The organism is Amycolatopsis stemonae (genome assembly GCF_054781455.1).
Genome location: NZ_BAAGUJ010000019.1, coordinates 1 through 19,645 on the forward strand (window position 1 = coordinate 1; position 19,645 = coordinate 19,645).

The window sequence follows — 19,645 nt, forward strand, 5'->3', positions numbered from 1 at the left end:
GAACAACGGGATCAAGCCGAGGAACGGCAACGTCCGCAGCATCTGCACCGGCGGGTCGACCAGCGCCTCACCCCACCGGGACAGCCCGGACACGACGCCCAGCACCACCCCGACGACCGCACCGATCACGAACCCGGCACCGACCCGGCCGAGCGAAACCGCGAACGCGTCGCCGAGTTCACCGCTGCGCGCGACTTCCACACCCGCCTGCACCACCGTCCACGGAGAACTGAGCTTGTCCGACGGCAGGACACCGGTGGCACTGGCCAGCTGCCAAGCGGCGAGAAGCACCACTGGACTGATCCAGCGCCGCAGGTCCAGCCTCGGCACACTTCTGCGCGGCGGCTCGTCGGCACGTTTCCGGGCGCGCGCCAGCACGCCCGTGACGGAAATCGACACGGCTTCCTCCCAACGACGAAGTTTCAGGCGAGCAGCGACCGGCCCAGGCCGGCCAGCACGGCGTCGTCCTGCGGGGTGTGGACCCGGCTGCACAGGACGTCCCGGTAGTGCCGCTGCAGCGGGTTGGCCCGCGTCAGCCCGGGATTGCCCGCCAGCGCGACGGCCTGCTCGACCGCTTCGATGAGCAGCCGGGTCGCGAGCACCTTCGCCACGCCCGCGTGTGCTGCCGCGTCCGGGTCACCCTGGTCGGCCCGGCGGGCGACGCCGAACAACACCTCCTGCGCGCCGGTGATCCTCGCCGCGATCTCCCCCACGCCCGCCTGGAACCTCGGCAGCGTGGCCAGCGGCTTGCCGAGCCCGCTCGGAACACGCTCGCGGAGGAACCCGGTGAGCCAGTCCAGCGCGTTGCGCGCCACGCCGAGGTAGAGCGCGGGCAGCGCCAAGGGGAAGGTCAGCACCGGCGGCCGCAGTGCGTCCGGTGTGGACAGTCCGGTGGTGGCTGCTTCGGGGACCAGGACGTCGGTGAACACGACGTCGTGGCTGGCGCTCGCGCGCAGGCCCAGGTGGTCCCAGGTCGGCTCGATCGTGATGCCCGGCGTGTCGGCGCGGACCAGGAACCCGCCCACGCGGGGTTCGGGTTCGTCGGTGCGGGCCCAGACGACCATCCAGCGCAGCCCCACCGAACCCGTCGAGTAGATCTTGCGCCCGGACAGGCGCCAGCCGCCGGCGCCGCGGCGCGCGATCGTCGCGGGCAGGCCGCCGCGGGTCGGCGAGCCCAGCTCGGGTTCCACGCGCAGCGCGTTGATCAGCACCGGCCGCTCGGCGGACTCCGCGAGCACCTCCCGGTAGGTCTCCTCCGGCCACGTCGGGTCGGCGCCCTGCGCGGCGTGAATGAACAACGTCATCGCCGTCACCAGCGCCACCGACGGGTCGCCGCGGCCCAGTTCGGCGAGCAGCCGGGCGGTGTCGAGGACACCGGCACCCGGCCCGCCGTGGCGCGGGTGCACGGTCGTGGTCAGCAGGCCGGCGGCGTGGACCAGTTCGACGCCCTCGTGCGGGAACGTCCCCTCGCGGTCGTGCTCGTCGGCCCGTGCGGCCAGCGCACGGACGATCGACGGCAACGCGGCCAGGTCAGGCAGCGGCACGGTGGCGACGCTCGTGGTCACGAATCCTCCCGAAGGTGTCGGCGAGCGGGCCGACGATAAGCCGCCCGCCGCCGGCGAAGCCAGCACCGTCCACCAAATGGACACCTGGAGATGCCTAATTGACAGCGCGGCCGCCCGTGCCGTTCCCTGAAGAGGCGTTTTTGCTGCGGCGAAAGGAAAGCAGATGCCCGTCGAGTTCGTCGGCATGATCGGCACCCGGGACGCGAGCGAGACCCGGCCGGCCAGAGGGCCGGTCATCGACCCCGCCTACGTTCGCCGGTTCGCCCGGGCGCACGAGGACGGCGGGTTCGACCGGGTGCTCATCGGCTACGGCGCGGGCTGGCCCGAAGGCCAGCAGGTCGCCGCCTACGCGACCGCGCACACCGAGCGCCTGGGCCTGCTGATCGCCCACCGGCCCGGGTTCGTCGCGCCGACGCTGGCGGCGCGCGCGTTCGCCACGCTGGACCACTTCAGCGGCGGGCGGGTCGCGGTGCACACGATCACCGGCGGCAGCGACGTCGAGCAGGCCCGCGACGGCGACTACCTGGCCAAGGACGAGCGGTACGAGCGCACCGACGAATACCTGGAGATCCTCAAGCGCGCCTGGACGTCCGGCGACGCGTTTTCCCACCACGGCAAGCACTACCGGCTCGACGACTACACCCCGCAGGTGCGGCCGCTGCAGAACCCGCGGATCCCCGTGTACTTCGGCGGTTCCTCCGAAGCGGCCTACCGGGTCGGCGGCAAGCACGCCGACGTCTTCGCGCTGTGGGGCGAGCCGCTGAAGGAAACGGCCGAGCAGATCGCGTCCGTCCGGGCGGCGGCGAAGGCGGCCGGACGGCTCACCCCGCCCGGGATCAGCGTGTCCTTCCGGCCGATTCTCGGCCCCACCGAAGAGCTGGCCTGGGAACGCGCGCAGCGGATCCTGGACACGATCACCGCGTCCGGCGCGGCGAAGGCGGCGCGCGAGTGGCGTGACGGCGGCCCGCCGAGCAACGTCGGCAGCGTCCGGCTGCTGGCCGCGGCCGCGAAGGGCGACCGGCACGACCGGGCACTGTGGACACCCACCGCGACGGCCACCGGCGCGGCGGGCAACTCCACCGCGCTGGTCGGGACGCCCGAGACCGTCGCGCAGGCGCTGCTGGACTACGTCGACATCGGCGTCACGACGCTCCTCATCCGCGGCTACGACCCGCTCGACGACGCGATCGACTACGGCAGGCACCTGCTGCCGCTGGTCCGTTCGGAGCTGGCCCGGCGCGACCGGCGGCCCGCCACGGCGGCCGCCGTATGACGCTCGCCGGCTCCGTCCACTGGGCGCCGCCCGAGGGCGTGACCGTGCGCGGCACGGTCGTGCTGCTGCCCGGCCGTGGCGAGCACCCCGGCCTCTACGCGCGGCTCGGCACGCGACTGTCCTTCGACGGCTACCGCGTCACCACCTCCGAGGCGGACACCGGGCCGGGCCCGGTGGTGCTGCTCGGCCACGACACCGGCGCGCTGCGGGCCCTCGACCTGGCGGCGCGCCGGCCGGTCGACGCCGTGGTCGCCAGCGGGCTGCCGCTGGGCGGCCCGGGAGGCTGGACGGACGAACTGGACGCGCGGACCGCGTGCCCCGTGCACCTGGCCCTGCTCGACGGCGACGCCCGGTTCACCCCCGGTGAGCTGCGGGAACCGGTGCCGGACCGGGTCGCCGAACCGGACGTCCCGGTGCTGGTCCTGCACGGCGAGGCCGACCGCGTGGCGTCGCCGGACGCCGCCCGCGCGTTCGCCGCACGCCTCGCCCGGGCCCGGTTCGTGCTCGTCGCCGGGGGCCGCCACGACGTGCTCAACGACCTGGACCACCGCAGCGTCGCCGCCGAGGTCGTCCAGTTCCTGGAATGGCTGCGCGCCGGGACGAGCGCCCCGGCGCTGGTCCGGGGATGATGGCGGGCATGCGCATCTCGGCCAGGGCGGACTACGCGATCAGGGTGCTGCTGGAGCTCGCCGCGGACACCACGCGGCCGATCACCTGCGAAGCCGTCGCCTCCACCCAGGACATCCCGGCCCGGTTCATCAAGGCGGTCATGCGGGACCTGCGCCAGGCCGGGCTGGTCCGCAGCCAGCGCGGCTGCGAAGGCGGCTACTGGCTGGCCCGGCCGGCCGGTGAGGTCACCGTGCGGGACGCCGTCGTGGCGGTCGACGGCGAGTTCCTCTCCGTCCGCGGCGAGCCCCGCCCGGCGTTGTCCTATCACGGCACGGCCGCCGGGCTCACGCCGTTCTGGTCCGGCCTCGAAGCCGGGCTCGACACGCTCCTGCGCGCGACCACGCTCGCCGACCTGCTCGAAAGCGCGGCGCCCGCCCGCGTCGCGACCTGAAAGGACCTTCGATGACCGACCTGTGGCACCAGCCGCTGCGCCACATCCGCGGCGCCGACCTGACCGGCGACACGAACCAGACGACCGGGATGACCCGGCTGGAGGCGATCTCCGGCAAGACGGTCGGCTCGTCGAAGGTGTGGATGGGCGAGACGCACGTCGCGCCGGTGACGAACTCCGGCGACCACCACCACGGCGAGGCGGAGACGGCGATCTACGTCAAGTCCGGCCACCCGGTGTTCGTCTTCGCCGACGGCGACGAGGAGATCCGCATCGAAACCGGGCCCGGGGACTACATCTTCGTGCCGCCGTACGTACCCCACCGCGAGGAGAACCCGACCGACGAAGAGGCGGTTGTGATCATCGCGCGCAGCAGCCAGGAGGGCATCGTGGTCAACCTGCCGAGTCTCTGGTCCCCGGTCGACGTGCCCGAGGACTGAGGCGTGCCGCTCGACGTCGTCGAATACACCGACCCCGCCTGCCCTTGGGCGTGGGGGTCAGAGCCGAAGTTCCGCCGGTTGCGGGCGGAACTGCCGGAGGCCCGGTGGCGCCGGGTCTTCGGCATCCTCTTCGACGACGACGAGGACCCCGCGCCGGATCCGGCCGCGGAAGCGGCCTGGTACGCGAAGTTCATCGACGGCGTCACCGAGCACACCGGCGCCCCCAAGCCACGCCACCTCGCCTGGGTAGCCCGCACGAGCTGGCCGGCCTCCCTCGCCGCGAAAGCCGCTGAGGCACAAGGGGAAGCCGTCGCCGAGCAGGTCCTGCGACGGCTGCGCGAGACGACGTTCCTGCTCGGCACCCCGGCCGACGACACCGAGCGCGTGCTCGCCGCGGTCGCGGACGTGCCCGGCCTCGACCTTCCGGCGTTGCACGCGGCCATGACGAGCGACGAGATCCGCCAGGCCGTCCGCGACGACTGGCGTGAGACGCGCAACCCGTGCCCGGAAGTCCTCGACATCACCGCGCCCGGCCCGCACAGCGGCCGCGCGAAGCACCTCGAGCACCACGTCCGCTACGCCTTGCCGACGGTGACCTTCACCGGCCCCGGCGGCCGGTTCGTCGTCCCCGGCTGGCGTCCCCTGCGCGAGTACTTCGACGCCGCGCGGGCCGCGACGGTCCACAGTGGATCTCTTCCCGGTTCGTGGGAACCCACCCGGGGGCGTTGACTCTCCCCGGGCGCCGGGGAAAATAGACACATGCCGGTGACTGATTAGCCCGGTCCCCACCACCGATCCTCCGCGCCCGATACCGCATTGGGGAGTTCCGCATGCCCTCGAAACCCCGGCTCGCCCTGCTCGTGGCCGCGTTGCTCGGCCTCACCACGCTCACGGCGTGCGGATCGTCCACTTCGGACGCTTCCGGCGAGGTCGTGCTGCGCGTCGGCGACCAGACCGGTGCCACCCAGTCCCGGCTGAAGGCGGCCGGGCTGCTCGACAACCTGCCGTACAAGATCGAGTGGTCGCAGTTCGCCGCCGCGGTGAACCTGCACGAAGCCCTGCGCGCCGACGCGATCGACATCGGCGGCGCCAACGACTCCCCCACGGTCACGGCGATCGCCGGTGGTTCGAAGATCAAGGTCGCCGCCGCCTGGAGCAACGGCGGCAAGGGCACCTACCTCCTGGTCCCCAAGGACAGCCCGGCCCGCACGGTCGCCGACCTCAAGGGCAAGCGCATCTCCCCCACCACCCGCGGCAGCGTCGCGCACTACCTGGTGATCGGCGCGCTGAAGCAGGCGGGGCTCTCGGACAAGGACGTCACGCTGAACTTCCTCGCGCCGTCGGAAGCGAACGGCGCGTTCTCCACCGGCAACATCGACGCCTGGGCCACCTGGAGCGTCTACGCCGCCCGCGCCCGCGGCGAACTGGGCGCCCGCGTGCTGTCCGACGGCACCGGCATCAACTCCGGCCTCAACGTGCTGTCCGCCACCGACAAAGCACTGGGCGATCCGCGCAAGCGCACTGCGATCCAGGACTTCGCAAGCCGCGTCGACAAGAGCTACACGTGGTCCAAGGACAACCCCGACGCCTTCGACAAGTGGTACGCCGGGTTCGCGCACCAGTCGCTCGAAATCGCGAAGCAGGTCCGCCCGGACGAGACGACCTACCAGCGCATCCCGGTCGACGCCGCCCTCGCCGCCCAGCTGCAGAAGACCTACGACACCTGGGTGCAGCAGGGCCTGTTCCCCGGCGGCAAGAAGCTGGCCGACTACATCGACTCCGGGCTCGATCCGCGATGACCCGCGCGCTGGACCGTCCGCCGGTCGCCGGGATCCGCTTCCCGTACCGCGTGGTGTCGTGGCTGACGCCGGTCGCCGTGCTCGCGATCTGGGAACTGCTGGCCCAGGCCGGGATCCTGCCGAAACAGGTGCTGCCGGCGCCGAGCAGCGTCGTGGTCAAGGCGGGAGACCTGATCGCCGACGGCGAGCTGCCTGCCAACTTGCTCGCCAGCCTGCAGCGCTCGGCCACCGGGTTCGCCATCGGGGCGAGCCTGGGCCTCGGGCTCGGCCTGCTCGTCGGACTGTCCAAAGTGGCCGAAGCAGTTCTCGACCGCAGCATCCAGATGATCCGCGCGGTCCCGTTCCTGGCCATCCTGCCGCTCGTCATCGTCTGGTTCGGGATCGGCGAGGCCGGGAAGATCTTCCTGATCTCCCTCGGCACCGCCGTCCCGCTGTACCTGACCACCGTGCTCGGCATCCGGCAGATCGACCCGAAGCTCCTCGAAATGACCGACGTCGTCGGCCTCGGCCGGGCCGCGCGGATCCGCTGGGTCGTGCTGCCGGGCGCGCTGCCGTCGATCCTCGGCGGCCTGCGGCTGTCGCTCACGGCGGCCTGGCTGGCCCTGGTCATCGCCGAAACCCTCGGCGCCGACGCCGGGCTCGGATTCATGGCCACCAACGCCCGCGAGTTCCTGCAGACCGACGTGATCGTGCTCGTCGTGCTCATCTACGCCGTGATCGGGATCCTCTGCGACCTGGTCACCCGTCTCCTCGAACGCCGGCTGCTGCGCTGGCACCCCACCTACGCCCGCCTGACCGCCTGAGGACCCGCCATGACGCTCTCCCGACGTACGTTCCTGCAAGGTTCACTCGCGCTGACCGCGCTGGCCGCCCCGCTCGCCGCCTGCGCCACCGGCTCGGCCGGTGGCGCAACGCAGGGCAAGGTCCGGCTGACCTACAGCACCATCTCCGTCCCCAAGGCCCGCGGGGTGCTGGAGAAAACCCTGAAGGACCAGGGCATCGCGGTCGAATGGGTCGGCCCGTTCCCCAACCACGCGCCCACCCTGCAGGCCGTGGTCGGCGGCACCGCCGACTTCAGCTTCGGTGGCAGCACCACCCCCGCCGACCAGGCCATCCTGTCCGGCGCCGACCTCGTCTACGTCGCCTGGGCCGCGTCCACCCCGCGCACCACGGCGATCGTCGCGGGCGCGCACACCGGCATCGAGAAGGTCACCGACCTGGCGGGCAAGACGGTCGCGGTCAACAAGGCCGGGCTCGGCGAGTTCCTGCTGGTCGCCGCGCTGGAGAAGTACCACGTGCCGCGCGAGTCGGTGAAGGTCACCTACCTCAACCCGCCCGAGGCGTCCGCCGCCTTCGGCGCCGGGAAGATCGACGCCTGGGCCATCTGGCAGGGCTTCCGCGAGATCGCCGAAGTGCAGTACGGCGCCAAGCCGATCTTCGTCGACGGCGACGAGCTGGACTTCCAGATCGACTTCACCAGCTACCTCGTCCGCCGCGACTACGCCGAGCAGAACGCCGACACGATCCGCAAGGTGATCGCCGCGTTCCAGGCCGACTACGAGTGGCAGAACCAGCACTACAAGGAGTCCCTGGACATCGGCAACGCCGTCTCCCACTACCCGCAGGCCGTACTGGACAAGATGGCCGCCAAGAACGTCCAGACCAAGCTGTCGCTCGTCAACAACGACGGGATCGCGCAGCTGCAGCGCGGCGCCGACTGGCTCACCCAGCGCAAGGTCCTCAGCGGCCCGATCACCATCGCCGACCACGCGGTGAAGCTGTGACGACCGCCGTGCGCGTGCGCGCGCTGACCAAGTCCTTCGGGTCTCGGACCGTCCTGGGTGGACTCGACCTCGACATCGCGGCCGGCGAGTTCGTCGCGCTCATCGGCGAAAGCGGCTGCGGCAAGACGACGTTGCTGCGCCTGCTCGCGGGGCTCGACGCCCCCGACGGCGGCGACCTCGAAGCCCCGGCCGAACGGATGGTGGTGTTCCAGGAACACCGCCTGCTGCCGTGGCGGCGGGTGTGGCAGAACGTCGCCGTCGGCCTCCCCCGCGAGGCCGCCGCCCGCGCGCTGACCGAAGTCGGCCTGGCCGGGCACCTCGACGCCTGGCCCGTGACGCTCTCCGGCGGCGAGGCCCAGCGCGTCGCCCTCGCCCGGGCCCTGGTGCGCGAACCCCGGCTGCTGCTGCTCGACGAACCCTTCGCCGCCCTCGACGCGCTGACCCGGATCAAGATGCACGCCCTGGTCCGGGACCTCGTCGCCGCGCACCGCCCGGCAGTCCTGCTGGTCACCCACGATGTCGACGAGGCCATCCTGCTCGCCGACCGCGTGGTCGCGATGCGGGCCGGCCGGCTCGCCGCCGAGCACCGCGTCGACTTCGACGGCGAACGCAGCCGCCGCAACCCCGCGTTCGACGAGCTGCGCCACCGCCTGCTCGCCGAACTCGGCGTCGCCGAACTGGCCGAGACCCGGTGAACGCCGAAGTGCTCGTCATCGGCGGCGGCCTCGCCGCGACCTGGACCGCCCTGGCCGCGGCCCAGGCCGGCGGCGACGTCGTGCTGGTGGACAAGGGCTACTGCGGCACCAGCGGCGTCACCGCCACGGCCGGGGTCACGCACTGGTTCGTCCGCCCCGAGGACCACGAGCGAGCGGTCGCCGAGCGGCACGCGCACGCGGGCGGGCTCGCCGACCCCGAGCGGGCGCTGCGGGTCCTGCGCACGACGTGGGAACGACTGCCCACTTTGGACAAGTACTACCCGTTCCCGGTCCGCGACGGCGAACCCGACCGGACGAACAACGTGCGCGGGCCCGAGTACCTGCGCGCGATGCGTGGCCTGATCCACCGCGCGGGCGTCCGCATCCTCGACCACCACCCGGCCCTCGAACTCCTGCTCCGCCCCGATGGTTCCGTGGGCGGCGCGGCCGGGATCCGGCGGCAGGCGGGCGGCAACTGGCAGGTCCACGCGGGCGCGGTCGTGCTGGCCACCGGCGGCACGGCGTTCCGGTCGCACCTGCTGGGTTCGCGCGGTAACACCGGCGACGGGCACCTGATGGCCGTCGAAGCCGGCGCGCGGCTGTCCGGGATGGAGTTCTCGAACTACTACACCCTGGCCCCGGCGTTCTCGACGATGGCGCGGTCGATGTCCTACCTGTTCGGCACCTACACCGACGCCGGCGGGCACGTCATCGAGCTGCCGTCCGGGCCGGACCGCAACCGCGTCCTCGGCGCGGCGATGCTGCGCGGGCCGGTGTACACGACCCTCGACCGCGCGCCGGGGTGGGTGCGCCGCAAGATGCCCGTGGTGCAGCCGAACTTCCTGCTGCCGTTCAGCCGCCGCGGCATCGACCCGTACACCGACCGGTTCGAGGTCACGCTGCTCGGGGAGGGCACCATCCGCGGCGTCGGCGGGCTCGTCACCGGCGAAGACTGCACCACCGGCGTGCCCGGCCTGTTCGCCGCGGGCGACGTCGCGAGCCGGGTCCCGGTGGTCGGCGCGGTCTCCGGCGGCGGCTCGCCCAACTCGGCGTGGGCGGTGTCGTCGGGCACCTGGGCCGGGCGCGCCGCGGTCCGGCACGCCCGTTCGGCCCGGCTCGCACCGCTGCGTCCGGTGGGCCGCGCCGGGCTCCGGCCCAGCGGGCGGGCGGCCACAGTGGACACCACCGCGGTCGTCGACGTCGTGCGCGAGGAGCTGAACGCCTACGACAAGAACATGTTCCGCGACGAGCCGGGTCTCCTTGCTTCTTTGTCTACATTGGATTCGCTGTGGACGGAGGTCGAGTCCGCACTCACCGGAGAAGGCCGGGACGCCGTGACCGCGCGCGAGACGGCGTCCCTGGTCGCCATGGGCCGCTGGGTCAAGGAAGCCGCGCTGCGCCGCCGGAAAAGCCTCGGCATGCACTGGCGCACGGACGAGCAGGAGGCGGCCGCGTGATCGAACTCGTCCTCGCCGACCGCTGCATCGCCTGCGACAAGTGCGTCCAGGTGTGTCCCAGCGACGTCTTCGACGCCGTCCCGGACGCGGTTCCCGTCATCGCCCGGCAGAGCGACTGCCAGACCTGCTTCCTGTGCGAGCTGTACTGCCCGGTCGACGCGCTGTTCGTCGATCCGGACTGCCGCACGCCCGTCACCGTCGACGAAACGGCCGTCCGCGCCACGGACTGGCCCGCGCAGTACCGGCGCGACTCCGGCTGGGGCCGGGCGCGCCGCACCCACGCCAACGAAAGCTGGCGGATGAGCGACATCTTCGCCGCCGCCCGCGCCCTGGGACAGGAGACCCCGTGACGCTCGAATTCATCGGTTACGCCGCCGGCCGCCAGGCCAGCGAGATCGTCGCCCCCGAGGGCCCGATCATCCAGCCCGGTTACCTGCGCGAAGTCGCCCGCACGCACGAGGAAGCCGGGTTCGACCGGGTGCTGGTCGCGCAGTCGGCGAGCAGCCCGGACGGGTTCGTGCTCGCCGACCAGGTCCTGTCCGCCACCGAGCGGCTGGGCGTGCTGCTCGCCCACCGCCCCGGGTTCGTCGCGCCGACCCAGCTGGCCCGCAAGTTCGCCACGCTCGACGCGTTCCACCCCGGCCGGGTCGCGCTGCACGTGATCACCGGCGGCGACGACGCCGACCAGGCCCGCGACGGCGACTTCACCGACAAGCCCACCCGCTACCGCCGCACCGACGACTTCCTGTCGGTCGTGCGGCGGACGTGGGAGTCGGCCGAGCCGTTCGACCACGAAGGCGAGTTCTACCGGGTCCGCGGCGCGCTCTCGGACATCCGGCCCGAGCGGCCGATCCCGGTCTACTTCGGCGGCGCGTCCGAAGACGCGATCCGGGTCGGCGGCAGGCACGCCGACGTCTACGCCTTCTGGGGCGAGCCCCTGGCGGGCATCGCCGAGCGCATCGAACAGGTCCGCACGGCCGCGGGCGGCCGGGACGTCGCGTTCAGCGTCAGCCTGCGGCCGATCCCCGCGGCGACCGAGGCCGAGGCGTGGGAGCGGGCCCGCGACATCCTGCGGCTGACCCAGGACCGCGCCGGCGAGTTCAAGGGCCGCCGCGACTCGAGCGAAGCCGTCGGTTCGCGGCGTCTGCTGGAGGCGGCGGCGACGGGTGACGTGGTCGACGAGCGCCTGTGGACGGCCGTGGCGAAGACAACCGGCGCGGCCGGGAACTCCACCGCACTGGTCGGCAGCTACGAACAGGTGGCCGACTCGCTGCTCGACTACGTGCGGCTGGGCGTCGGCACCCTGCTGATCCGCGGGTTCTCGCCGCTGGCCGACGCCCGCGACTACGGCACCCTGGTCAAGCTCGTCCGGGAGCGGACCGACGCGGTTACCGTCGGGGCATGAAGCCCAGCACATCGCATTGGGGAGCCTTCTCGGCCGAGGTCGGCCCGGACGGCCGGTTGCGCGTCGAACCGCATCCGGCCGACCCGGCGCCGTCGCCGCTGCTGGGCAACCTCGGCGCCGCACTGGACCACCCGAGCCGGGTGGCCCGGCCGGCGGTCCGCCGCGGCTGGCTCGAGGACGGCCCGGGGCCGGACTCCCGCCGCGGCCGGGACGAGTTCGTCGAGGTCCCCTGGGACGACGTCCTCGACCGGCTGGCCACCGAGCTGGACCGGGTCCGGACCGAGCACGGCAACCAGGCGATCTTCGGTGGCTCGTACGGCTGGGCCAGCGCCGGGCGCTTCCACCACGCCCAGAGCCAGCTGCACCGGTTCCTGAACGCGATCGGCGGCTTCACGGCCTCGCGCAACACCTACAGCAACGGGACGTCGTCGGTGCTGCTGCCGCACGTCGTCGGTGACACGCACGCGGTGCTGCGGCAGGCGTCCACCTGGCCGACCATCGCCGAGCACACCGAGCTGATCGTCGCCTTCGGCGGTGTGCCGGAGAAAAACGTGTTCGTCACGCCCGGCGGGGTCACGGTCCACGGGACGCCCGGGCACCTCGCGCGGTTCGGCGGCCGCGTCGGGCTGGTCAGCCCGTTGCGCGACGACCTGCCGTCCACTGTGGACGCCCGCTGGTACCCGATCCGGCCCGCCACCGACACGGCGCTGATGCTCGCGCTGGCCCACACCCTCGTCGCCGAGGGACTGCACGACGGGGACTTCCTCGACCGCTACACCGTCGGCTACCCCGAGTTCGAACGCTACCTGCGCGACAGGGACCCGGCCTGGGCCGCCGGGATCACCGGCATCCCGGCCGCCGACATCGTCGAACTCGCCCGGGACATGGCCGCACACCGGACCCTGATCACGGTCACGTGGTCGCTGCAGCGCACCGAACACGGCGAACAGCCGGTCTGGGCCGGCATCGCCCTGGCCGCGCTGCTGGGGCAGATCGGCCTCCCGGGCGGCGGCTTCGGGCACGGCTACGGCTCGATGGGCGACGTCGGCGACACCGGGCCCGAAGAGCGCATCCCCTACTTGCCCCAAGGAGTGAACCCGGTCGGCGAGTTCATCCCGGTCGCCCGGATCGCCGACCTGCTGCTGCACCCCGGCGACAGCTACGACTACAACGGCGAAGTCCGCCGTTACCCGGACACCCGGCTCGTGTACTGGGCCGGTGGCAACCCGTTCCACCACCACCAGGACCTCAACCGCCTCCGCCGCGCCTTTGCGCGGCCCGACACCGTCGTCGTCCACGAACCCCACTGGACCGCCACCGCCCGGCACGCCGACATCGTCCTGCCCGCCACCACCGCGCTCGAACGCGAGGACCTCGGCTCCGGCCGCCGCGACACCCACCTCATCGCGATGCACCGGATCGCCCCGCCCGCGGGCGAAGCACGCGACGACTACGCGATCTTCACCGGGCTGGCCCGTCGGCTCGGCGTCGCCGAGGCGTTCACCGAAGGCCGCACCGCCCGGCAGTGGCTGGAACACCTCTACTCCGGCTGGCGCGACGCGCCCACGTTCGGCGAATTCTGGTCCGCCGGCCAGGTGCGGCTCCCGCCCGGCCGCGAACACCACACCCTGTTCGCCGACTTCCGCGCGGACCCGGACACCCACCCGCTGAAGACGCCCAGCGGCCGCATCGAACTCTTCTCGGCGACCGTCGCCGGGTTCGGCTACCCCGACTGCCCCGGCCACCCTGCCTGGCTACCGCCCACCGAAGCCGGGCCGCTGTGGCTGATCGCGAACCAGCCGCACACCCGCCTGCACAGCCAGCTCGACGCCGGTGACGTCAGCCGTGCGGGCAAGGTGGCCGGCCGGGAACGGATCCGGCTCAACCCCGCCGACGCGGCCGCTCGCGGCATCACGACCGGCGACGTCGTCCGCGTGTTCAACGCGCGCGGCGCCTGCCTGGCGGGCGCCGTCGTCGACAACGCGCTCCGCCCCGGCGTCGTCCAGCTGGCCACCGGTGCCTGGTTCGACCCGGTCGACGACCACCCCGCCGGGCCGCTGTGCGCGCACGGCAACCCGAACGTCCTCACCGCCGACGTCCCGTCGTCCCGGCTGTCGCAGGGCTGCGCCGGCCAGCACGCGGCTGTCGACGTCGAACGCTTCGGCGGCCCGCTCCCGGAAGTACGCGCCCTGCGTCCCCCGATCGCGAGAGGATCCCGATGACCGTCTTGCAGCCCGCGACGTCCGAAAGCCGGTTGCGCGAAGCGTTCGGGTGTTTCCCGTCCGGCGTCACCGCCGCGTGCGCCCTCATCGACGGTGTCCCGCACGGGATGGCCGCCAGCTCGTTCACCTCGGTCTCGCTGGCCCCGCCGCTGGTGTCGATCTGCATCCAGCGGACGTCGTCGACCTGGCCCCGGCTGCGCGGCCGGCGGCTCGGCCTGAGCGTTCTCGCCGAAGGGCAGCACGACGCGTGCCTGAGCTTGTCCGCCCGCCACGGCGACCGCTTCCGCGACGTCTCCTGGCAGGCCGGAGCGGACGGCAGCGTGTTCATCGACGGGGCAAGCGCCTGGCTGGACTGTTCCCTGCACGAAGAAGTGCCTGCCGGCGACCACCTGATCGCGTTGCTGCGCATCCACGGCCTGCACACGGAGGAAAACCCGCCCCTGGTCTTCCACGGCAGCCGCTTCCGCCGCCTCGCCGCGGTGTGATCAGGCCGAGCTGACGAGCAGGTCGGTCACGCCCGCCTCGAACAGCACCGGCGTACGACCCGCGCGGACACCGAGCCCGCCGAAGGAGAGCGGGATCCATCCCGAAACACGCTCGCACCCGGGCGGTGGACGGGTTCGCCATCAGCCCGCACCGCGCCTAGCGCAGCTGCCGCCAGGCTTCGCGGCGGCGGTGCTGGGCCTCGGGGTCGGCGACCGGCGCCGCCGAAAGCAGGCGCTGGGTGTAGGGGTGCGCCGGTGCGGTCAGCACCTCCTTCGCCGGCCCCTGCTCGACGACCTGGCCGCGGTGCATCACCGCGACCCGGCCGGCCAGCTGCTCGATCACCGCGAGGTCGTGGCTGATGAACAGGCACGCGAACCCGAACTCGCGCTGCAGCTCGCGCAGCAGGTCGAGGATCCGGGCCTGGATCGTGACGTCGAGGGCGCTGGTCGGCTCGTCGGCGACGAGCAGGTCGGGCCGCAACGCCAGCGCCCGGGCGATGCAGGCCCGCTGGCGCTGGCCGCCCGAGAGCTCGTGCGGGTACCGGGCGGCCAGCGAAGGCGACAGCTGCACCGCGTCGAGCAGCTCCGCGACCCGGCCGTCCACTTCGGACGGCCGGACGGCCCGGTGCAGCCGCAGCGGTGTCGCGACGCTCTCGCCCACCGTCGTGCGCGGGTTGAGCGACGACAGCGGGTCCTGGAACACGACACCGATGCGCCGCCGGAGCGCCTTCGCTCCCCGCCCGCGCACCCGCGTGATGTCGGTGCCCCCGATGCGGACCACGCCGGTGGTCGGGGTGAGCAGGCCGGTGACCGCCCGGGCCACCGTGCTCTTGCCCGACCCGGATTCCCCGACCAGGCCGAGGATCTCGCCCGGCTCGACCGACAGGTGCACGCCGTTCGCGGCATGGACGGCGTGCGCCCGGAACCGGCCGCGGTAGGTGACCGAGAGGTTCTCGACCCGCAGCAGCGCCGCGTCGGCCGGGACGGGCTCGGCCGCGGGGTGCTCCCCCGCCACCACGTGCCCCGGGGACACTTCGACCTCGGCCGTGATCGCCCGCTCGAGCCCGGTCGTGGCGGCCGCGCCCAGCGAGACCACGGAACCGAGCAGCTGCCGCGTGTACTCCTGCGCCGGCGCGGTGAACACGGACCGGACGTCGCCCTGTTCGACGACGCGGCCGTCGTGCATCACCACCACCCGGTCGGCGAGGTCGGCGACCACGCCCATGTCGTGGGTGATCAGCAGGATCGCCGTGCCCAGCCGTTCCCGCAGGTCGCGCAGGAGCTCGAGGATCTCGGCCTGCACGGTGACGTCCAGGGCCGTGGTCGGCTCGTCGGCGATCAGCAGCTTCGGCTCGTTCGCCACCGCCATCGCGATGACGACGCGCTGCAGCTGCCCACCGGACAGCTCGTGCGGGTACGACCGGAACCGCTCGGCCGGTGCGGGCAGCCCGACCAGGCCGAACAGCTCGATCGCGCGGTCCCGGGCCGCGGCGGCGGGCACGCTCCGGTGGGTGCGGATCGCCTCGACGAGCTGGTCGCCGACGGTGAACACCGGGTTCAACGCGCTCATCGGCTCCTGGAACACCATGCCGACCTCGCCGCCGCGCACCGCGCGCAGCTCGGCCGGGGTCATCGCGTAGAGGTCCCGCCCGGCCAGCTCCGCGCGGCCCGTCACGCGGGCCGTGGGCGGGAGCAGGCCGAGCAGGGACATCGCGGTGACCGTCTTGCCCGAGCCGGACTCCCCGACCACCGCGACGACTTCGCCCGCGTGGACCTCGTAGCCGACCCCGCGGACGGCTTCGACGTCCCCGAACGAGATCGCGACGTCGTGCAGCCGCAGGAGCCCGGCTCCGCTCACTGGAGGATCCCGAACTTGCGGTAGTCGACGTAGGCCGGGAACCGTCCGATCTGGACGCCGCCGACCTGCGACCCGTGCAGGAACGAGTTGCGGGTGTAGATCAGCGGTACGACCGGCGAGTCGGCGAGGATCTTCTTGTCCAGCGCCGCCCACTTCTTGCCGGCCTCGGCCGGGTCCACAGTGGCCTGTGCCTCGCCGATGAGCTTGTCGACCTCGGGGTTGTCGTAGCGGGACTCGTTGTACCCGCCGTTGCCGATCTCGGTCGACTGGAACAGCGGCTGGATGTTCGCGTTGGCCGACGGGATGTCCGGCTGCCACGAGGTGAGCGTCAGGTCGTAGTCGGACAGACCCTTGGTGTCCACTTCGGACGTGTAGGTGTCCTCGTCGAGCGGCTTGATCGTGACCTTGATGTTCGCCCGCGCGAGCGACGCCTGGATCGCCGCGGCCTTCTCCGGGTAGCCGTTTTCGTTGTGCGTGGCCAGGACCAGCCCGTCGAGCCCGTTCGGGAACCCGGCCTCGGCGAGCAGCTGCTTGGCCTTCGCCGGATCGCCGGACGGCGGTGCCGGGTACAGGTCGTACTGCTCGCGGCCCTGCAGGCCCGGCGTGATGAGCGTGGTGGCGACGTCCCCGGCCAGCTGGGCGCTGCCCGCGCTGGCGACCTGGTAGGCGGCCTTGTCGACGGCGTACTGGAACGCCTGGCGCACCTTGGGGTTGGTGAGGTTGCCGCGCTGGGTGTTCAGCGAAAGGTAGGCCAGTGCCCCGGATTCCGACGTCACCAGCCGCGACTTCGCCGACGCGTTGCCCTGGATCTGCGCCAGCTGGGCGGGCGAGGCGAACGACATGCCGAAGGCGTTGCGGTCCTTGCCGGTGTCGTCGATCAGCCGCTTGGAGATGACGCTGGTGTCCTGGCCGAGCTCGAAGTCGATGGTGTCCGCGTACGCCTTGCGCGTGGTGTCCTCGTCGCGGTTCCAGTTCGGGTTGCGCACCAGCTTCGCCGACTTGCCGCGCTCGTAGCTCTGCAGCTGGTACGGGCCGGACGCGACCGGGTGGTCACCGTAGTTCGCCTCGGCGCCCTTGCCCTTGGGCACCGGCGAGAACGCCGGCGTGCTGGCGACCCAGTTGAAGTCGCCGTAGGCGCGGGCGAGGTGGAACACGATCGTCTTCGGGTCCGGCGTCTGGATGGTGTCGAGTTCCTTGCCGTCGAACGGGCCCTTGTACGCCAGGCCCGGCGAGAGCAGGTCCTTGTGGTAGGCCAGGCCGCCGGAGAACGCGGGCGCGAACGAACGCTCGAGGCCCCACTTGACGTCCGCCGAGGTGATGGCGGTGCCGTCGGCGTACTTCAGGCCGTCCTTGAGGGTGAACGTCCACGTCTTGCCGCCGTCGGTGGCCTTCCCGGTGTCGGTGGCCAGGTCCGGCACGATCGTGGTGTCCTTGCCCGGCGCGACGTCCCACGACGTCAGCCGCCGGTGGATCAGCCCGAGCGTCGTGACGACGAGGTTCGAGCTCTTCGCCGGGTCCCAGGTGATCGACGGCGCGTCGTCGAGCAGGACGAGGTTCCCGCCCGGCTTGACGGTGCCGCCCTGCCCGGTGGGTGCGTCGTTGGCGCCGCACGCCGTCAGCAGCGTGAGGGCGGCCAGCACCCCCGCGGCGAACCGCAGCTTCTTCATCGTTTCCCCTTCAGACGAGGCGAGCCCGCGGATCGAGCGCGCCGTAGCAGAGATCGACCAGGAAGTTCAGGACGGTGACCAACAGGGCCGAGAACAACGTCACGCCCAGCAGGACCGGCAGGTTGAGCGAGGCGATGGCGTCGACGAGCAGCCGTCCGACGCCGGCCATGCCGAAGATCCGCTCGGTGATCACGGTTCCGGCCAGCAGTGCGCCGAGGTCGACGCCGAACACCGTGATGACCGGCAGCAGGACGTTGCGCAGCGCGTGCCGGCCCACGACCTTCCGCTCGGTGAGCCCTTTCGCCCGCGCGGTGCGGATGTAGTCCTCGCCGAGGGTTTCGAGCATCTGGCCGCGGGTGAGCCGCGCGTAGATCGCGGCGTGCAGGAACGCCAGCACGCACCACGGCAGCACGAGGTGCCACGCCCACTGGGCCGGGTTTTCGGTCAGCGGCACGTACCCGTTCTTCGGGACGACGTCGAGCGCGAACGCGAAGATCGTGATGCCGATCATCCCGGCGAGGTAGGCGGGCATGGACACCCCGGTCATCGCGGCGGCCATGGTGATCCGGTCGACGGCGGTTCCGCGCCGCAGGGCCGAAAGCACGCCGAGACCGACCCCGAGGACGATCCAGATCGCCGCCGCGCCGAGGGCGACCGAGAAGCTGACTTCGATCCGGCCGCCGATCTCGCTCAGCACGTCGACGTTGTTCTGGAAGTCCCAGCCGAAGCAGGGCGCGGTGCAGTGGACGGCCGCGGCGCCGGTGCCGAACGTGCGGCCGCCGAAGATGCCGCCGAGGAAGTCGAGGAACTGGTGGTACCACGGGACGTCGTAGCCCATGAACTCCCGCGCCAGCTGCAGGCCCTCGGGCGAGCACGGGCGGCCGCAGGCCATCCGTGCCGGGTCGGCGGGCAGGACGTAGAACACCACGAACGTCACGAAGGCGACGACGAACAGGACGAGCAGCATCCCGGCGAACCGGGTGGCCACGAACCGGGCGGTGCGCATCAGGCAGCACCGCCGGAGCGCGGGTCGAGCGCGTCGCGGACGGCGTCGCCGACGACGTTGAACGCCAGCGTGATGAGGAACAGCATCGCCCCGGGGAAGACGAGGTACATCGGGTCCGTTTCGAAGAAGTCGATGGCCGCGCTGATCGTGCGGCCCCAGCTGGGCGTCGGCGGCAGGACGCCGACGCCGAGGAACGACAGCGCGGCCTCGTTGCCGATCATCGACGGGATGGTCAGGCTGGCGACGACGATGATCGGCGCCCAGAGGTTCGGCAGCAGCTCCTTGGTGAACACGTGCCACGGCCCGCCGCCGACGACCCGGGCCGCGGCGACGAAGTCGCGCTTCGCGAGTGTCAGGGTCTGGGCCCGCACGATGCGTGCGATGCGGGGCCAGCCGAAGAGCCCGAGCACGACGACCAGCGTGATCTGGCGGGGGAAGTCGACCGGCAGGACCGCGCCCAGGGCGATCATGAAGATCAGGTAGGGGAAGCCGAGGATGACGTCGGCGGTCCAGGTGACCAGCCGGTCCCACCAGCCGCCGAGGTAGCCGGCGCTGACCCCGATCACGACGCCGAGCACCGTGCCCAGCGCGGTGGCGCCCAGCCCGACGAGCAGGGACGTGCGGGCGCCGTGGGCGACGAGCGCGAAGAGGTCGACCCCGGTCAGCGGTTCCACCCCGAACCAGTGGGCACCGCTGACGCCGCCGAGCGCGCCGGCGGGCAGCCCGGTGGGGCCGAGGGTGGCGATGTCCGGGGCGAGGCTCTGCCCTTCGGCCAGGACGAACAGGTCGGCGCCGGCGGCGAGCAGCAGGATGACGACGATCAGCACCGCGCAGACCGGCGTCCACCGCCCGGTCCGGACGGCACGCCACACGGCGGCGGGCAGCGAGCGCGCCGCGAGTGGCGGGAGCGAGGGGGTGGACACAGCACC

At 72.5% G+C, this 19,645-nt stretch carries 20 protein-coding genes; 14 read left to right on the forward strand and 6 right to left on the reverse strand.

Translation table 11 applies throughout. The features are described 5' to 3' along the window. A partial coding sequence (locus ACYVLJ_RS41540) for an ABC transporter permease (RefSeq protein ID WP_460442816.1) occupies positions 1–399 on the reverse strand: 399 nt, incomplete at its 3' end. A gap of 23 nt (positions 400–422) precedes the next feature. Further along, a complete protein-coding gene (locus ACYVLJ_RS41545) occupies positions 423–1,565 on the reverse strand; it encodes an acyl-CoA dehydrogenase family protein (protein ID WP_460442817.1) in 1,143 nt (380 codons plus the stop codon). Between the two features lie 163 nt (positions 1,566–1,728). Here ACYVLJ_RS41545 and ACYVLJ_RS41550 point away from each other — a divergent pair, with 163 nt between their 5' ends. From ACYVLJ_RS41550 to ACYVLJ_RS41615, 14 genes are all read left to right on the forward strand, one after another. After that, a complete protein-coding gene (locus tag ACYVLJ_RS41550) occupies positions 1,729–2,838 on the forward strand; it encodes an LLM class flavin-dependent oxidoreductase (protein ID WP_460442818.1) in 1,110 nt (369 codons plus the stop codon). Next, positions 2,835–3,467 carry an alpha/beta hydrolase gene (locus ACYVLJ_RS41555; protein WP_460442819.1) on the forward strand — a complete coding sequence of 211 codons (633 nt, stop codon included), beginning with the start codon at positions 2,835–2,837 and terminating at the stop codon, positions 3,465–3,467. The genes ACYVLJ_RS41550 and ACYVLJ_RS41555 overlap by 4 nt, the downstream gene beginning before the upstream one ends. An 8-nt stretch (positions 3,468–3,475) precedes the next feature. Then, a complete protein-coding gene (locus ACYVLJ_RS41560) occupies positions 3,476–3,898 on the forward strand; it encodes an RrF2 family transcriptional regulator (RefSeq protein ID WP_460442820.1) in 423 nt (140 codons plus the stop codon). Between the two features lie 11 nt (positions 3,899–3,909). Continuing rightward, on the forward strand, positions 3,910–4,338 hold the full coding sequence (locus ACYVLJ_RS41565; RefSeq protein WP_451978952.1) for a cupin domain-containing protein: 429 nt from the start codon (positions 3,910–3,912) through the stop codon (positions 4,336–4,338). A 3-nt stretch (positions 4,339–4,341) separates the two neighbouring features. Continuing rightward, positions 4,342–5,067: a DsbA family oxidoreductase gene (locus ACYVLJ_RS41570; RefSeq protein WP_460442821.1), complete on the forward strand. Its 726-nt coding sequence runs from the start codon at positions 4,342–4,344 to the stop codon at positions 5,065–5,067. Between the two features lie 101 nt (positions 5,068–5,168). After that, positions 5,169–6,137: an ABC transporter substrate-binding protein gene (locus tag ACYVLJ_RS41575; protein ID WP_460442822.1), complete on the forward strand. Its 969-nt coding sequence runs from the start codon at positions 5,169–5,171 to the stop codon at positions 6,135–6,137. Then, positions 6,134–6,940 carry an ABC transporter permease gene (locus ACYVLJ_RS41580; protein ID WP_460442823.1) on the forward strand — a complete coding sequence of 269 codons (807 nt, stop codon included), beginning with the start codon at positions 6,134–6,136 and terminating at the stop codon, positions 6,938–6,940. The genes ACYVLJ_RS41575 and ACYVLJ_RS41580 overlap by 4 nt, the downstream gene beginning before the upstream one ends. 9 nt (positions 6,941–6,949) lie before the next feature. Then, on the forward strand, positions 6,950–7,921 hold the full coding sequence (locus tag ACYVLJ_RS41585; protein ID WP_460442824.1) for an NrtA/SsuA/CpmA family ABC transporter substrate-binding protein: 972 nt from the start codon (positions 6,950–6,952) through the stop codon (positions 7,919–7,921). After that, positions 7,918–8,616: an ABC transporter ATP-binding protein gene (locus tag ACYVLJ_RS41590; protein ID WP_460442825.1), complete on the forward strand. Its 699-nt coding sequence runs from the start codon at positions 7,918–7,920 to the stop codon at positions 8,614–8,616. Before ACYVLJ_RS41585 ends, ACYVLJ_RS41590 begins: the two co-directional genes overlap by 4 nt. Beyond that, entirely contained in the window at positions 8,613–10,073 is a 1,461-nt protein-coding gene (locus tag ACYVLJ_RS41595; RefSeq protein ID WP_460442826.1) for an FAD-binding protein, read from the forward strand. Before ACYVLJ_RS41590 ends, ACYVLJ_RS41595 begins: the two co-directional genes overlap by 4 nt. Then, on the forward strand, positions 10,070–10,423 hold the full coding sequence (locus ACYVLJ_RS41600; RefSeq protein WP_460442827.1) for a 4Fe-4S binding protein: 354 nt from the start codon (positions 10,070–10,072) through the stop codon (positions 10,421–10,423). The genes ACYVLJ_RS41595 and ACYVLJ_RS41600 overlap by 4 nt, the downstream gene beginning before the upstream one ends. Further along, the gene (locus tag ACYVLJ_RS41605) at positions 10,420–11,478 is read left to right on the forward strand and encodes an LLM class flavin-dependent oxidoreductase (RefSeq protein WP_460442828.1); all 1,059 of its coding nucleotides are present in this window, start codon (positions 10,420–10,422) and stop codon (positions 11,476–11,478) included. The genes ACYVLJ_RS41600 and ACYVLJ_RS41605 overlap by 4 nt, the downstream gene beginning before the upstream one ends. After that, on the forward strand, positions 11,475–13,700 hold the full coding sequence (locus ACYVLJ_RS41610; RefSeq protein WP_460442829.1) for a molybdopterin guanine dinucleotide-containing S/N-oxide reductase: 2,226 nt from the start codon (positions 11,475–11,477) through the stop codon (positions 13,698–13,700). The genes ACYVLJ_RS41605 and ACYVLJ_RS41610 overlap by 4 nt, the downstream gene beginning before the upstream one ends. After that, on the forward strand, positions 13,697–14,185 hold the full coding sequence (locus tag ACYVLJ_RS41615) for a flavin reductase family protein (protein ID WP_460442830.1): 489 nt from the start codon (positions 13,697–13,699) through the stop codon (positions 14,183–14,185). The genes ACYVLJ_RS41610 and ACYVLJ_RS41615 overlap by 4 nt, the downstream gene beginning before the upstream one ends. A 157-nt stretch (positions 14,186–14,342) precedes the next feature. Here ACYVLJ_RS41615 and ACYVLJ_RS41620 read toward each other — a convergent pair whose 3' ends face one another. From ACYVLJ_RS41620 to ACYVLJ_RS41635, 4 genes are read right to left on the reverse strand one after another with little or no spacing between them, the layout of a single operon-like run. Next, complete coding sequence (locus tag ACYVLJ_RS41620) at positions 14,343–16,043, reverse strand: ABC transporter ATP-binding protein (protein WP_460442831.1); 1,701 nt, start codon at positions 16,041–16,043, stop codon at positions 14,343–14,345. Continuing rightward, entirely contained in the window at positions 16,040–17,710 is a 1,671-nt protein-coding gene (locus ACYVLJ_RS41625; RefSeq protein ID WP_460442832.1) for an ABC transporter substrate-binding protein, read from the reverse strand. Before ACYVLJ_RS41625 ends, ACYVLJ_RS41620 begins: the two co-directional genes overlap by 4 nt. A gap of 10 nt (positions 17,711–17,720) precedes the next feature. Further along, complete coding sequence (locus tag ACYVLJ_RS41630; protein WP_460442833.1) at positions 17,721–18,716, reverse strand: ABC transporter permease; 996 nt, start codon at positions 18,714–18,716, stop codon at positions 17,721–17,723. Then, positions 18,716–19,639: an ABC transporter permease gene (locus ACYVLJ_RS41635; RefSeq protein ID WP_460442834.1), complete on the reverse strand. Its 924-nt coding sequence runs from the start codon at positions 19,637–19,639 to the stop codon at positions 18,716–18,718. Before ACYVLJ_RS41635 ends, ACYVLJ_RS41630 begins: the two co-directional genes overlap by 1 nt. Between the last annotated feature and the right edge of the window lie 6 nt (positions 19,640–19,645).

Coding starts and splice junctions, on each gene's coding strand:
- ACYVLJ_RS41630 (WP_460442833.1), bottom strand. CDS start 18,716: ATGCGCACCGCCCGGTTCGTGGCCACCCGGTTCGCCGGGATGCTGCTC.
- ACYVLJ_RS41585 (WP_460442824.1), top strand. CDS start 6,950: ATGACGCTCTCCCGACGTACGTTCCTGCAAGGTTCACTCGCGCTGACC.
- ACYVLJ_RS41560 (WP_460442820.1), top strand. CDS start 3,476: ATGCGCATCTCGGCCAGGGCGGACTACGCGATCAGGGTGCTGCTGGAG.
- ACYVLJ_RS41610 (WP_460442829.1), top strand. CDS start 11,475: ATGAAGCCCAGCACATCGCATTGGGGAGCCTTCTCGGCCGAGGTCGGC.
- ACYVLJ_RS41565 (WP_451978952.1), top strand. CDS start 3,910: ATGACCGACCTGTGGCACCAGCCGCTGCGCCACATCCGCGGCGCCGAC.
- ACYVLJ_RS41555 (WP_460442819.1), top strand. CDS start 2,835: ATGACGCTCGCCGGCTCCGTCCACTGGGCGCCGCCCGAGGGCGTGACC.
- ACYVLJ_RS41615 (WP_460442830.1), top strand. CDS start 13,697: ATGACCGTCTTGCAGCCCGCGACGTCCGAAAGCCGGTTGCGCGAAGCG.
- ACYVLJ_RS41575 (WP_460442822.1), top strand. CDS start 5,169: ATGCCCTCGAAACCCCGGCTCGCCCTGCTCGTGGCCGCGTTGCTCGGC.
- ACYVLJ_RS41580 (WP_460442823.1), top strand. CDS start 6,134: ATGACCCGCGCGCTGGACCGTCCGCCGGTCGCCGGGATCCGCTTCCCG.
- ACYVLJ_RS41550 (WP_460442818.1), top strand. CDS start 1,729: ATGCCCGTCGAGTTCGTCGGCATGATCGGCACCCGGGACGCGAGCGAG.
- ACYVLJ_RS41625 (WP_460442832.1), bottom strand. CDS start 17,710: ATGAAGAAGCTGCGGTTCGCCGCGGGGGTGCTGGCCGCCCTCACGCTG.